Here is a 14,426-nt window from a genome sequence, read left to right on the forward strand (position 1 = left end):
GATATATCGAATACACTCATGAACCGCTTTTGCAAACAAAGCCGGCCAGGCTTTCAGTAGTGAAAGAACGGACCTGATCCGTTATCAGGCAAAGTGATAAGACGAATGTTTGCATTCTCTTATTAGTAGGGTGGTACCGCGATAATCAATCGTCCCTTCGTGTAAACGAAGGGGCGTTTTTTATTTTAATTAAAAAAGGAGCTTTATCTTATGACTAACTTACTTGAAGACTTATCCTTCCGCGGATTGATTCAGCAAATGACAGATGAAGAAGGGTTAAATAAACAGCTGAATGAAGAAAAAATCCGCTTGTACTCAGGCTTTGACCCTACAGCAGACAGCTTGCATATCGGACACCTGCTGCCTATTTTAACACTTCGCCGTTTTCAGCTTGCAGGGCATCATCCGATTGCGCTTGTGGGCGGCGCGACGGGCCTCATCGGTGATCCAAGCGGAAAAAAAGCAGAGCGTACATTAAACACTGCTGACATCGTATCCGAATGGTCCCAAAAAATCAAAAACCAGCTGTCCAGATTTCTAGATTTTGAAGCAGCAGAAAACCCAGCTGTCATCGCGAACAACTTTGACTGGATCGGCAAAATGAATGTGATCGATTTCCTTCGTGACGTTGGTAAAAATTTCGGCATCAATTACATGCTGGCAAAAGATACGGTCAGCTCAAGAATTGAATCCGGCATCTCGTACACGGAATTCAGCTACATGATTCTTCAATCTTATGATTTCTTAAATCTTTACAGAGACAAAAACTGTAAACTGCAAATCGGCGGAAGCGATCAGTGGGGCAACATCACAGCGGGTCTTGAACTGATCAGAAAATCAGAAGAAGAAGGAGCAAAAGCGTTTGGCCTAACGATTCCGCTTGTCACAAAAGCAGACGGCACGAAGTTCGGAAAAACGGAAGGCGGCGCGATCTGGCTTGATAAAGAAAAAACATCGCCATATGAATTCTATCAATTCTGGATCAACACAGACGACCGTGACGTTGTCAAATACTTGAAATACTTCACGTTCCTTTCAAAAGAGGAAATTGAAGCATACGCTGAAAAAACAGAAACGGCGCCAGAAAAACGTGAAGCGCAAAAACGCCTGGCAGAAGAAGTGACATCACTTGTTCACGGACGCGAGGCGCTGGAGCAAGCCATCAACATCTCCCAAGCGCTGTTCAGCGGCAATATTAAAGAGCTTTCTGCTCAAGACGTAAAAGTAGGCTTTAAAGATGTTCCTTCTATGGAAGTTGACAGCACCCAAGAGCTTTCACTTGTAGATGTGTTGGTGCAATCTAAATTATCTCCTTCTAAACGCCAAGCGCGTGAAGACATCCAAAACGGAGCTGTTTACATTAACGGTGAACGCCAGACGGAAATAAATTATACCCTATCAGGTGAAGACCGCATCGAAAACCAATTTACTGTTCTGCGCCGCGGGAAGAAAAAATACTTCCTTGTGACGTATAAATAAGAAAAAGATCCTTTGCCACTGAAGGCAAAGGATCTTTTTGTTTACCGCATAGGAATGAAAGGAAAAGAGTATATTAGATAGGGCAAACACGACCAATCACCACCTTTTAAATGAAAGGAGCGCTAAAGCGTGAATCTCATGTGTACGATTGCAAAAGAACGGCTGCAGCGGGATCATTGGGAGCAGCAGGCGCAAGATAGTGTTGGCCAGCAAGAGGCGAATGACGAAACAGACGATAAAAAAACCCCGACCGCATAGCGGCAGGGGTTTTTAAAACGATTAACGAGAGTAGAACTCAACGATAAGCGCTTCGTTAATTTCCGGAGCAAGTTCAGAACGCTCAGGAAGACGAGTGAAAGTACCTTCAAGCTTTTCAGCGTCGAAAGTAAGGTATTCAGGAACGAAGTTGTTCACTTCAACAGATTCTTTGATGATAGAAAGGTTTCTTGATTTTTCGCGAACACCGATTGTTTGACCAGGTTTCACTAGGTAAGACGGGATGTCAACGCGGCTTCCGTCTACAAGAATGTGACCGTGGTTAACCAATTGGCGAGCTTGACGGCGAGTACGTGCTAAACCTAGCTTGTACACAACGTTATCAAGACGAGAATCTAAAAGAATCATGAAGTTTTCACCGTGTTTACCAGCTAGTTTGCCAGCTTTGTCAAACAAAGTGCGGAATTGACGTTCGTTTACACCGTACATGTGACGAAGCTTTTGCTTTTCTTGCAATTGCAAACCGTATTCTGATAATTTTTTACGTTGTCCTGGGCCGTGTGGACCTGGAGCGTAAGGGCGTTTTTCTAATTCTTTTCCTGTACCGCTAAGAGAGATTCCTAGACGGCGGGACAGTTTCCAAGATGGACCTGTATAGCGAGCCATAATGTGACTCCTCCTTTGGTTTTATTTTTGTGGAAAATAAAAACCGTCTGCTCTATTCGACCATGCACATTTTGTTTTCATGTATCCTCGCTCCAGCAGCAGAGAGTTACACGATACACCTTATTGATAAGGAACAAAATGAAAACATAGAAGCTGAACAAAAAGGCTGCAATATTTCACACAAAGGTCATTATATAATTTATTTGTTTTGAAGTCAACCATTCCTCCATTATTGCTTCACCGTTTATGATATAATAAACAAAAATTAGTGGTAAACTTTTAGGTGATAAAAACATGGTAGAACAAACTAAAGATCAATTATCCGCCTTTCATTATCATATGCTCGATTTTTTATTAACCAAATCTGAAAAAGTCACATTCACCGACTCTTTCATATGGCTGACTTCGGCTATTCAAACCTATTTTTCAACCCTTTGTGTTTCGCTTACACCGTCACCATCAGACTTTGTGACAAAACTGGCAGATGGTGAAGCGCGTTTTTCCGCTTCAAAAATAAACGCTTCATGTTATCTGATTGAGGACGGCTCCGGCAGGCGTTTCCATCTTGCGTGCAGGCAGGATGAAGAGATTCCTGAAGGGCTTCCGGACGTGGTTGCTTCATTTTTAAACCAGTCGATGAAACAGGAAAGACTCTATAACAAAACGATCTACCAAAAAAAGATATACAAAATGACAGAGCTGTTCCATTCACTGCTTGATCAGACAGATGTGCTGAAGCAGCTTTTAGAAAGCTTGACAAGCACATTTTCTCTTTTTGAGTTTTCTTTATTTATATCGCACGATCAAGACCAATGTTTAGGGATTCCTGCAAAAGAGCTGTATATGGAAGGGGAAAAATCCGATTCCTTTGCGCTCAAAGTGTATTTGTCCGGAGACATTTTGCGGAAAAATGAATCTGTCGCCTATATTCCGATCAAAGGACAGCAGGGCACATACGGGGTGTTGAAGGCTGAAGGAACGGGTGACAGCTTTCTTACTGATGCCTGCCTTGATGAAATGTCGCTGTTAGCAAACGCCGCGGGAAAAGCGTTTGAAAATGCCCAGCTCTACGAACAATCCAAAGCAAGCATCGCAAATTTGGAATTGATTAATGAAACATCACGACGCCTGAATCAGCGGCTGACATTGACTGATACAATGAATGATCTGGCTGTGAGAATGGCAGAATCGTTTCAGGCAGAAGAAGTGGGATTTTTTCATATAGACCATTTTGAAAACCTAACATTGCTCCCAGGCAGCACAGCATTTTTTAAAGAAGCGAAGCCGTCAGATTTTTATAATGAGCTGAAAGAAAAGCTGTATGAAGGTGAAAAAGGGGTTTTCATCGGGAATGGCCAGTCTGTTTTTGGGAAGGCGGGGTACGGCTCGCTGATGGCTGCTCCGATGATTCAAAACGACCGGCTTTTAGGCTTTGCGGTTTTATTGAAACAGGAGCTGTACGCTTTTACATTTGAAATGTACAAGCTGTTTCAGGCGCTGATTCATCACGCGACACTGGCTGTAACCAATTCAATGCTTCGCGACCGCCTTGAGCATCTCGTGAAAACAGATCAGCTGACTGAACTGTATTCACGAGCGTATTTAGATGAAAAAATTCAATACAGCATGAAAATCCATCAAAAGGGTGTTTTTATTCTTGTTGATATTGATAATTTTAAAAATGTAAATGATACGTACGGCCATCAGACTGGGGACGAGATTTTAATTCAAGTCGCTTCAGTGATTAAAAGCAACATCCGAAAGCATGATGTCGGTGCCCGCTGGGGAGGAGAGGAGCTGGCGATTTATTTGCCAAATGTGCCGGTTGCAGTGGGGAAACGGATTACCGAGCGACTGGTTTACGCGGTCAGAAAAAATACGAAACCCGAGGTAACCATTTCCTGCGGTATCTCCTGCTGGACGACAGAAACAAAAAAGTCGCTGAAAGAGCTTGTGCATGAGGCAGATGAAGCGCTCTACAGCGCGAAACGGAGCGGGAAAAACCGCTTGATGATTCATGACTCAATAAAATAAAAAAAGCCCAAAACGATATCAGTTTTGGGCTTTTATATTACTGCGCTAACGCTTTTTCTAGCGTTTCGGCAAATTGAGTTAAGTATTTTTCATCAATTTCGTCGAAACGGTTTTTCACTGGGCTGTCGATGTCCAAGACGCCGACAATTTTTCCGTCTACACGAATCGGAAGCACAATTTCTGATTGAGACGCTGCATCGCAGGCGATATGTCCCGGAAACGCGTTTACATCCTCAATACGTTCCACTTTTCCGTTTGCGTACGCTGTGCCGCAAACCCCTCTGCCGAAAGGAATCCGAACACATGCCGGCAGGCCTTGGAACGGACCTAACACAAGCTGTCCATCCTCTTCTTTGGCAAAATAGAAACCCGCCCAGTTGACTTCAGGCAGCGAATGATACAGCAGTGCTGAGGCATTTGCATAGTTAGCTATTTGGTCTGTTTCGTCTTCGGTCATGGCTTCGAGCTGTTTTAGCAGAAGCTGATAGTCTTTTTCTTTATCTCCAGATTGTTTTTCGACATGGAACATGGAAAACCCTCACTTTTTCTATAATATAAAACAAAGTTCCGGCTTTTCTGCCGGCATTTGTCGATAAGTTCTTACAGGAACAGCGGCTTTCTGCTTGAATAGTATCAAGAGGAAGGAGTGAGCCGTATGAAAGTAAGCACCAAAGACAAAATTATTGAATCTGCTGTCATGCTTTTTAACCAAAAAGGATTTTCTGGCACGTCTGTCCGTGAAATCGCAAAGTCAGCTGATGTAAATGTTGCGCACATCTCCTACTATTTTAAAGGCAAAGGAGGCTTGATGGAACACTTAGTTTCAGAGTTTTACGAAGGCTACAGCAAAACGCTTGAAACAGCGGCAAGCAATATCTCTACTCAAAGCACGCAGGAACAGCTTCTTCAATTGGTTTTCGATATTTTATCCTATCAGCATAATCATCGTCAATTAACTCGTTTTGTCTACCGGGAAGTCACAATTGACTCCACATTAATCAGGGAAATTATGTCGACATATCTAATGAAGGAAAAGTATATCTTCCAGCTGATCATTGAGGAAGGAGAAAAACAGCGTGAATATTTAACGCTGCCGCTGCCTCATTTTATTCTCCAATTAAAATCTCTCTTGATGATGCCCTATCTCCAGCCTCAATATATTTCAGAAGTACTCTACATGCAGCCGCACGAGCCGTATTTTTATAAAATGTATTTTGAAGAAATCAAGATTTGGATCAGAAGCGTCTTCCGGACAGGAGACGTGGCGCTCACCAACTAGCACCGTTCCAAAAACGCCTCATACGCATATCCGACATCTCCCGCTTGATGGGCATCAGACCCAAACACAAGCGGGATCTTCTTTTGCTTCGCTTCATTCAGCATCCAATCCTCGATATAAATACCGCCAGCGTAAGTTTTTCTTAAGCCGGAAGTATTGAAGTCGAGCTCCATTCCGTTTTCTTCAATGGCATTCAGGCACAGAGAAACGAGGCCGCGAATATGCTCTGACATGCTGTATGGAAACAGCTTGATGAATTTTTGGACGAGTGTGATGTGACCGACTCTTTTTGGCTTATAAACGCCGAGAGATGCTACAATGGAAGAATAGATACTCCGGTAATATTGTTCATATACCGCTTCAATGCTTCCGCAGGCTGAAATCAGCTCTTTGAAGGTATGCTCGTCATAATCAAGGCATAGATAGGAAGAGTCTGTGCGCAAAAAATGAACGGATAAGATGCTGTCATCTAAATATGGCCCGTATGTGTCTAGGAATAATGTAATTTCGTCTTCAAATTCAGCGATATAATCGACTTCAAGCCCTGTCCGTATGCTAAGCTGTCCGCGATATTCTTTTTTTAATCCGGAAATTTCATGAATATAGCGTTCCAAAGAAGCTTGCGCCATCGCGCTGTCTTTCAGCGGCGTGGGATCGGTAAAAGAGGGCGGCAATGGGGCGTGTTCGGTAAAAGTAATCGATTCGAACCCTTTTTTTAAGGCTTCTTCTGCATATTGTCTGAGTGTGTCATTGGAGCCGTGAGGGCAAAATGGTGTGTGAATATGTCCGTCTCGCTTTTGCATTGATGTCACCCCATGAAAAAATAGTCAAATCCTGCCGATTTTGCACAAAAAGTTTTTGATTTCTGGTCAAAAAATGTTTGTTACATGGTATCATAATAACAATGAAAACGACAGTTTTTCTCAATACATATCCTGAAATCTTTCTGAATAAATAAAACACCCTGACAGATTAAGGTAAACAGCAAGGGGGCTCATTATGGAGTTTGTCATTGGATTATTAATTGTACTGCTTGCGCTGTTTGCGGCAGGCTACTTTTTCAGGAAAAAAATCTACGCCGAAATCGACCGGCTGGAATCGTGGAAGATTGAAATTCTGAATCGGTCGATCGTGGAAGAAATGTCTAAAATAAAACATTTAAAAATGACGGGTCAGACAGAAGAGTTCTTTGAGAAGTGGCGTGAAGAATGGGATGAGATTGTCACAGCCCACATGCCGAAAGTTGAAGAGCTCCTTTATGATGCCGAGGAAAATGCAGACAAATACCGGTTTAAAAAGGCCAATCAAGTGCTCGTTCATATCGACGACCTGCTGACAGCGGCTGAATCAAGCATTGAAAAGATTCTTCGGGAAATCAGCGATCTTGTCACAAGTGAGGAAAAGAGCCGTGAAGAGATTGAACAGGTGAGGGAGCGCTATTCGAAATCTCGAAAAAACCTGCTGGCTTACAGCCACCTTTACGGGGAGCTTTATGACAGCCTTGAAAAGGATCTGGACGAAATTTGGAGCGGCATCAAACAATTTGAAGAAGAAACAGAAGGCGGAAACTATATTACTGCACGAAAAGTACTGCTTGAGCAGGACCGCAATCTTGAACGGCTTCAGTCATACATAGATGATGTGCCGAAGCTGTTAGCTGACTGTAAACAGACGGTGCCCGTACAGATTGCAAAGCTCAAGGATGGCTATGGAGAAATGAAAGAAAAAGGGTACAAGCTTGAGCATATCCAGCTTGATAAGGAATTAGAAAATCTGTCAAACCAGCTGAAACGAGCGGAACATGTCCTGATGACTGAGCTGGATATTGATGAAGCGTCCGCAATCCTGCAGCTCATTGACGAAAATATTCAATCTGTTTATCAGCAGCTGGAGGGCGAAGTTGAAGCCGGTCAATCCGTACTAAGCAAAATGCCTGAATTGATTATTGCTTACGACAAGCTTAAAGAAGAGAAAGAGCATACGAAAGCGGAAACTGAGCTGGTGAAGGAAAGCTACAGGCTGACAGCCGGTGAGCTCGGCAAACAGCAGGCTTTTGAAAAGCGCCTTGATGAAATTGGGAAGCTGCTATCATCCGTTAAAGATAAGCTCGATGCAGAGCATGTCGCTTACTCACTTTTAGTGGAAGAAGTTGCTTCAATAGAGAAGCAAATTGAAGAAGTGAAAAAAGAGCATGCCGAGTATCGTGAAAATCTGCAAGCGCTGAGAAAAGAAGAGCTTCAGGCGAGGGAGACGCTCAGCAATTTGAAAAAAACAATTTCTGAGACAGCTAGACTGCTGAAGACTAGCAACATTCCAGGCATTCCGAGCCATATTCAAGAGATGCTGGAGAACGCGCATCATCATATTCAAGAAACAGTCAATCAACTAAACGAACTTCCATTAAATATGGAAGAAGCCGGAGCCCATTTGAAACAAGCAGAAGAAATCGTCAACAGGGCAAGCCGGGAATCAGAGGAACTTGTCGAGCAGGTCATCCTCATTGAAAAAATCATTCAGTTCGGAAACCGGTTCAGAAGCCAGAATCATATTTTATCTGAACAGCTGAAAGAAGCGGAAAGACGTTTTTATGCTTTTGATTATGACGACTCTTATGAAATTGCAGCTGCCGCTGTAGAAAAGGCTGCGCCAGGTGCAGTTGAAAAAATCAAAGCAGACATATCCGCTTAGATAATCACGACTATGAAAAAGAGCCCGCAGTGTAATGAGCAGGCTCTTTTTTTCATTGCAAAACGCCTGCGCAATAACGCAGGCGTTCTGTGACATTAACTTATTTCATTAAGCTGTTTGGATGGTCCGATGAATAAGGTAAGCACATAGCCGATAACCGCTCCGACGATTCCTGGAAGCACCCAGCCGATGCCGAGGCTGTAAAGAGGAAGATTCGCATTTAGAAACACATCTAAAGATCCAAGTGAAAAACCGGCTGCTTTGATACCGTCTAAAATACTGAAAAGTCCTGTACCGATCAAGCAAGCGATGTACACTTCGCGTCTTTCTTTAAAGATCTTATCGATGAAGGAAAGAACGATAATGACAATGGCAAGTGGATAGATAGCTGATAAAATAGGAACAGAAAACGCGATAATTTGCGCGAGTCCGAAATTCGCAATGATCAAGCTGAATAACGTGACAATCGTAACGACAATTTTATATGATAATGCCGGAATAAGTTTTGAAAAATATTGGCCGCAAGATGTGACAAGGCCGATGCTTGTTGTTAAACATGCGACTGTAATCGCTGCTCCGAGTACGATGTTGCCTAATGAACCGAATAAATAATGGGAAGACGCAGATAAAATTTTAGCTCCTTCACCAACAGGACCGATGGCATTTGTGCTTGTTGCTCCTAAATAAGCAAGGGATACATAAATGAAAGTCAGCCCTAAAGCGGCAATCACACCTGCTTTAATGCAGGCTGCAGCAAGAGCTTTAGACTGTGTAACGCCTTTGCTTTTTACAGCATTTACAACGACAACGCCAAATACAATTGAAGCAAGTGCGTCCATTGTTTTATAGCCTTCTAAAAATCCTTTAAAAACCGGTGTTCCTTTATATGCTTCTGTCACGGCGCCCAATCCGCCCATCGGCGTGAAGATGGCTTTGAGAACAATGATTAAAATAATTGTGAATTTGATGGGAGTCAGAATTTTTCCGACTCGATCGACAACCTTGGATGGGTTTAACGCTAAATAGTACGTAACGCCGAAAAAGATAAGTGTAAATATTAATAAAGAAAGTCTTTCTGGTACGCCAGTCAAAAACGGAACAGCGCCAATTTCATATGAAACAGTTCCTGTTCTCGGGATGGCGAATAATGGTCCGATTGATAAATAAAGCACGACAGTAAAGATTGTGCCGAAAACAGGGTGCGCTTTGTCAGCAAGGCCTTTAGCGTCCTTACCAGTTAATGCGATGGCGATAATGCCGAGAAGCGGCAGGCCTACCCCTGTCAGTAAAAATCCGCCGATGGCCTTCCAGACGTTGTGTCCGGCTGCTTGTCCAAGTTCCGGCGGATAAATCATATTTCCTGCTCCAAAGAATAACGCAAATAGCATGAAACCAATAATAATGGTATCTTTGACAGGCAGTGAGTGTTTCATGAAAAAAATCCTCCTAATAATTATGTTAAAATATTCTGTCAATTAATTGTCAGATAATATGACGAAACGAACAAATCTTATTATATGGTAAAAAAATTAGAAGTCAATACTAGTTTTTCGTAATTTTCTATTAAATTTTGTTATGGTAACATAAATATCATACCTTGTACCGCTTTCATAAAGGAGTAAAAAAGATGATATATTTAGATAATAGTTCAACGACGAAGCCTTACGATGAAGTCTTGAACGTGTATGAACAGACAAGCAGCCGATACTTTGGCAATCCTTCATCTTTGCACCGATATGGAGCCGAAACGGAACAGCTGCTTCAAGCAGCCAAAAATCAAATCAAAAGGTCCTTAGGCCTAAAAAAATATGATATTGTATTTACGTCAGGCGCCACAGAAGCCAATAATGCGGCTTTAAAAGGAGCGGCTTTGTCAAAGATAAAAACAGGCAAACATATCATTGCCACTTCTATTGAACATCCATCTGTTACGGAATCGTTAGAACAGCTGAAAGAGTTGTTCGGGTTTGATATCACTTATCTTTCTGTGAATGAAGACGGATTTGTTTCTATTGAAGAACTAAAAGCAGCCATCCGTCCCGATACCGTGCTTGTCAGCATGATGCATGTGAACAATGAAGTCGGTTCCGTGCAGCCGATTGAAGCGGCAGGAGATGTGCTGAAAGAGCACTCGAACATTTTGTTTCACGTCGATTATGTGCAGGGCATCTATAAAGTGCCCTTGGCAATTGAAAAGGCCGGCATTGATCTATGTTCAATTTCGGGGCATAAATTTCACGGCCTAAAGGGGACAGGCGCACTTATTGTAAAAGAAGGAACACGCCTTATTCCGCTCATAACGGGAGGCTCTCAGCAAAAAGGCATACGGGCCGGAACAGAACATACTGCTGGAGCGGTTTCGCTTGCCAAGGCCATTAATCTTGCCTCTGCTGATTTTGACACACGGCTTGACACGATGACTGCCGCAAAGGAATTGTTTATGAAAAGGCTGAGTGAAATTGAGGGCGTCGTTATCAACACGCCTCAAATGAATAGCGCGCCGCACATTATTAATTTCTCTGTACCGGGGATTAAAGCGGAAGTGCTTTTACACATGCTTGAGGAACAGGATATTTTCGTCTCCACAACGTCGGCTTGCTCGGCAAAAGAACATAAGCCCAGCAAGGTTCTCTTAGAGATGGGCAAAGGAGAGCAGATTGCCGGAAGCAGCATCAGAATCAGTTTAAATTACAGCCAGACAAGCGATGTGGCAGAACCGTTTATGAATGCGCTTCGTCCTGGCATCAAAAAATTAAGGAAAATGATGAGGTAGAACATGAATTACGATCATATATTAATTCGTTTTGGGGAAATTTCGACCAAAGGCAAAAACAGAAAAAGCTTTATTGAGCGCTTAAAACAAAACATCAGACTCGTTTTGAAAGACTATCCGAATTTAAAATACTTTTCCAACAGGGATCGTATGACGATTACATTAAATGGAGAGGATCCTGAGGCTCTTTTTCCTCATTTAAAGCAAGTGTTTGGGATTCAAAGCTTCAGCCTGGCAATTAAATGTGACAGCCGCCTTGATGATATTAAGGCAACCGCACTAAAGGCTATCAAAGATCAGTATAAACCAGGTGATACGTTTAAAGTCGCGACAAAGAGAGCGTATAAGCAATTTGAATTAGATACAAACCAGATGAACGCTGAAATCGGCGGCCATATTTTGCGAAATACAGAAGGATTGACGGTCGATGTTCGCAACCCAGACATCCCGCTCAGAATCGAAATCAGGGAAGAAGCAACATTTTTGACAATTCGTGATGAAAAAGGTGCAGGCGGGCTGCCAGTTGGTTCAGCAGGAAAAGCGATGCTGATGCTTTCTGGCGGTTTTGACAGCCCTGTGGCCGGTTTTTATGCGATGAAACGGGGATTGTCGGTAGAAGCTGTTCATTTCTTCAGCCCGCCATACACAAGCGAGCGCGCAAAGCAAAAGGTAATGGATCTGGCGAAATGTCTGTCCCGTTTTGGGGGAAGCATGACACTTCATATTGTTCCATTTACAAAAACGCAAGAGCTCATCCAAAAACAAATTCCTGAAAATTACACAATGACGGCAACCCGCCGCCTCATGCTTCAGATAGCCGACAGAATCAGAGAAAAGAGAAACGGGCTTGCCATTATTACGGGAGAAAGCCTCGGTCAGGTAGCGAGCCAAACGCTTGAAAGCATGTATGCAATTAATGCGGTGACGTCAACACCGATTTTGCGTCCGCTAATCGCCATGGACAAAACAGAAATCATCGAAAAATCACGGGAAATTGGCACATATGAGACAAGCATTCAGCCGTTTGAAGACTGTTGCACGATCTTTACACCGCCAAGCCCGAAAACACGCCCTAAAAAAGAGAAAATTGAACACTTTGAAAGCTTTGTTGATTTCGAGCCGTATATTCAAGAAGCGGTAGATAACATTGAGACAATGACCCTGTATAGCGAACAAGAAGCTAACGATAAATTCGCTGAACTCTTTTAAATCAATTTTCAGCTCCTGTATACAATTACCAAAGTTTTTCTGAATGAAGCCATGTGTTTTGACACATTCTATACTCACAAGGAGGTGAGACACATGGCTAACAATAACTCAGGTAACAGCAACAACCTTTTAGTACCAGGAGCTGCTCAAGCGATCGACCAAATGAAATTAGAAATCGCTTCTGAATTCGGTGTAAACCTTGGAGCAGACACAACTTCTCGCGCTAACGGTTCTGTTGGAGGAGAGATCACAAAACGTCTTGTATCTTTTGCTCAACAAAACATGGGCGGAGGACAATTCTAATTTACAATTTCACATAATGGCTTAGGAGTGGGGGTATCCCCACTCTTTTTCATTTTTTACATATAAAAAAGGACCAGCGGCCTATAAAATCTATGTTTACAGAGGTTGCTTTTAGGCATATCCTTACGGAAAGAGCCTGTATTTATGTATAATGGGTGGAGAAAGTGAGGAGTTGTTCGTGTTAAAACGTGAAGATTTAATTGCCCCTGTGCAATATAATTTAGTGAATGAAATGGAAAAGTTCAGTGCTGCTGGACAAAAAACCGCTCTTCTTTGGGAGGACGAGTCGGGCAAGCAAGAATCTTGGTCGTATGAAAAGCTGATGGAAGAAACAAATAAAATCGGAGCGGCCTTAGCTGATCTTGGATTTAAAAAGGGAGACAAGCTGATTGTAATGGTACCGCGGGTGCTTGAAGCCTATGCTGTTTATTTGGCTATCCTGAAATCAGGAATGGTTGTCATTCCGTGCTCCGAAATGCTTCGCGCGAAAGATCTTGAATACCGGATTGAACATGCAGAGGTAAAAGGCGCTATCGTCTACTCAGAATTTATTGGCGCTTTCCGGGATGTCAGTACGACTGACAAACTGATTACACTGTCTATTGGTGAAAATGATGCCGGCTGGAAAAACCTCTTATCAATTGAAGCGGACGGAAGCCAATTTAAAACAGCTGACACAACAAGAGATGATATGGCTTTCTTATCTTATACATCCGGGACAACAGGTCAGCCGAAAGGTGTTGTACATACACATGGATGGGCATTTGCTCATTTAAAAACTTCTGCCGGCGCTTGGCTTGATATTTCTGAAAAGGATATCGTCTGGGCAACTGCTGCCCCTGGCTGGCAAAAGTGGGTATGGAGTCCGTTTTTAGCGGTGCTTGGCAGCGGAGCAACCGGTTTTGTGTACCACGGCAGATTCAAAGCAGAAAAATATCTAGAGCTTTTAAATCGCTACAAAATCAATGTTTTCTGCTGCACGCCGACAGAATACCGCTTAATGGCGAAGGTTGAAGGCTTGGACCGTTTTGATCTTTCTGCCCTGCACAGCGCTGTTTCCGCAGGTGAGCCGCTCAATCGTGAAGTCATTGATGTTTTCCAAAAGCACTTTGGCATTAAGGTACGGGACGGATATGGCCAAACAGAAAGCACGCTTTTGATTGGTGTTTTGAAAGATACGCCTATTAAACCGGGAAGCATGGGAAAACCGACACCGGGAAATCAGGTGGAGATCATAAATGAAGACGGTGAAATCTGCAAACCTGGTGAGGTTGGCGATATCGCTGTTCACCTCAGTACGCCTGCGCTCTTTAAAGAGTATTTTAAAGATCCGGAAAGAATGAAAACACAAATTCGCGGCGATTATTTCCTAACGGGAGACAGAGCAAGAAAAGATGAGGAAGGTTACTTCTGGTTTGAAAGCCGAAATGACGATATTATTATCAGCTCCGGCTATACGATCGGGCCTTTCGAGGTGGAAGACGCGCTTGTTAAGCACCCAGAAGTAAAAGAATGTGCTGTTGTCGCGAGCCCTGATGAAATCAGAGGCTCCATTGTAAAGGCATATGTTGTCCTGCAAAATCATGAAAAACGCAGTGATGAGCTTGTCAAAATGCTGCAAAACCATGTGAAGACGATTACCGCTCCATACAAATATCCTAGAGAAATTGAATTTGTGGAAAGCCTGCCTAAAACGGCTTCTGCAAAAATCAGACGAGTGGAATTAAGAAAACGTGAAGAACAGCTCAAAGCCAATAAAAAGGCGTAAAGAAAGAGAGT

13 protein-coding genes and 1 other annotated feature (1 of these 14 cut by a window edge) are annotated in these 14,426 nt (G+C 42.9%); of the genes, 9 read left to right on the forward strand and 4 right to left on the reverse strand.

Going from position 1 to position 14,426, the window contains the following annotated elements:
• Nucleotides 1-160: a binding site (T-box leader), on the forward strand (it extends 77 nt beyond the left edge of the window).
• Between the two features lie 50 nt (nucleotides 161-210).
• Together tyrS and sr7p are read left to right on the forward strand one after the other, a co-directional pair.
• Nucleotides 211-1,479 (forward strand): tyrosine--tRNA ligase, encoded by a 1,269-nt coding sequence (gene tyrS, locus BGM23_RS07050; protein WP_003229300.1) that lies wholly within the window; start codon nucleotides 211-213, stop codon nucleotides 1,477-1,479.
• 129 nt (nucleotides 1,480-1,608) lie between these two features.
• Nucleotides 1,609-1,737: a small protein SR7P gene (gene sr7p, locus BGM23_RS22290; RefSeq protein WP_032722349.1), complete on the forward strand. Its 129-nt coding sequence runs from the start codon at nucleotides 1,609-1,611 to the stop codon at nucleotides 1,735-1,737.
• Between the two features lie 21 nt (nucleotides 1,738-1,758).
• On the opposite strand, the gene rpsD is transcribed toward sr7p, so the two are convergent.
• Complete coding sequence (gene rpsD, locus BGM23_RS07060) at nucleotides 1,759-2,361, reverse strand: 30S ribosomal protein S4 (RefSeq protein WP_003229304.1); 603 nt, start codon at nucleotides 2,359-2,361, stop codon at nucleotides 1,759-1,761.
• Between the two features lie 294 nt (nucleotides 2,362-2,655).
• On the opposite strand from rpsD, the gene BGM23_RS07065 reads away from it, so the two are divergent.
• Entirely contained in the window at nucleotides 2,656-4,395 is a 1,740-nt protein-coding gene (locus tag BGM23_RS07065) for a diguanylate cyclase domain-containing protein (RefSeq protein WP_003229309.1), read from the forward strand.
• Between the two features lie 37 nt (nucleotides 4,396-4,432).
• Here BGM23_RS07065 and BGM23_RS07070 read toward each other — a convergent pair whose 3' ends face one another.
• Entirely contained in the window at nucleotides 4,433-4,924 is a 492-nt protein-coding gene (locus tag BGM23_RS07070) for a GAF domain-containing protein (RefSeq protein WP_003229311.1), read from the reverse strand.
• A 126-nt stretch (nucleotides 4,925-5,050) separates the two neighbouring features.
• Here BGM23_RS07070 and refZ point away from each other — a divergent pair, with 126 nt between their 5' ends.
• Nucleotides 5,051-5,674: a transcriptional regulator RefZ gene (gene refZ, locus BGM23_RS07075; protein WP_003229313.1), complete on the forward strand. Its 624-nt coding sequence runs from the start codon at nucleotides 5,051-5,053 to the stop codon at nucleotides 5,672-5,674.
• Here the strand turns inward: refZ and hisJ are convergent.
• A complete protein-coding gene (gene hisJ / locus BGM23_RS07080) occupies nucleotides 5,671-6,477 on the reverse strand; it encodes a histidinol-phosphatase HisJ (protein WP_003229318.1) in 807 nt (268 codons plus the stop codon). The genes refZ and hisJ overlap by 4 nt on opposite strands.
• Nucleotides 6,478-6,673: 196 nt before the next feature.
• Here hisJ and ezrA point away from each other — a divergent pair, with 196 nt between their 5' ends.
• Complete coding sequence (gene ezrA / locus BGM23_RS07085; RefSeq protein WP_046663894.1) at nucleotides 6,674-8,362, forward strand: septation ring formation regulator EzrA; 1,689 nt, start codon at nucleotides 6,674-6,676, stop codon at nucleotides 8,360-8,362.
• 95 nt (nucleotides 8,363-8,457) lie between these two features.
• On the opposite strand, the gene brnQ is transcribed toward ezrA, so the two are convergent.
• On the reverse strand, nucleotides 8,458-9,795 hold the full coding sequence (gene brnQ / locus BGM23_RS07090) for a branched-chain amino acid transport system II carrier protein (RefSeq protein ID WP_003229322.1): 1,338 nt from the start codon (nucleotides 9,793-9,795) through the stop codon (nucleotides 8,458-8,460).
• 194 nt (nucleotides 9,796-9,989) lie between these two features.
• Between brnQ and BGM23_RS07095 the strand changes: the two genes are divergently transcribed.
• The 4 genes from BGM23_RS07095 to mbcS all read left to right on the forward strand — a co-directional run bounded on the left by BGM23_RS07095 (nucleotide 9,990) and on the right by mbcS (nucleotide 14,415).
• Nucleotides 9,990-11,135, forward strand: coding sequence for a cysteine desulfurase family protein (locus BGM23_RS07095; protein WP_032722347.1), 1,146 nt, complete (start codon nucleotides 9,990-9,992; stop codon nucleotides 11,133-11,135).
• Nucleotides 11,136-11,138: 3 nt separating this feature from the next.
• The gene (gene thiI, locus BGM23_RS07100) at nucleotides 11,139-12,344 is read left to right on the forward strand and encodes a tRNA uracil 4-sulfurtransferase ThiI (protein ID WP_003229326.1); all 1,206 of its coding nucleotides are present in this window, start codon (nucleotides 11,139-11,141) and stop codon (nucleotides 12,342-12,344) included.
• Between the two features lie 93 nt (nucleotides 12,345-12,437).
• Entirely contained in the window at nucleotides 12,438-12,647 is a 210-nt protein-coding gene (gene sspA, locus BGM23_RS07105) for an alpha type acid-soluble spore protein SspA (protein ID WP_003223491.1), read from the forward strand.
• Between the two features lie 178 nt (nucleotides 12,648-12,825).
• Entirely contained in the window at nucleotides 12,826-14,415 is a 1,590-nt protein-coding gene (gene mbcS / locus BGM23_RS07110) for an acyl-CoA synthetase MbcS (RefSeq protein WP_032722346.1), read from the forward strand.
• Nucleotides 14,416-14,426: the final 11 nt, after the last annotated feature.

The organism is Bacillus sp. FJAT-14266, assembly GCF_001719225.1.
Classification (GTDB): Bacteria; Bacillota; Bacilli; order Bacillales; family Bacillaceae; genus Bacillus; species Bacillus subtilis.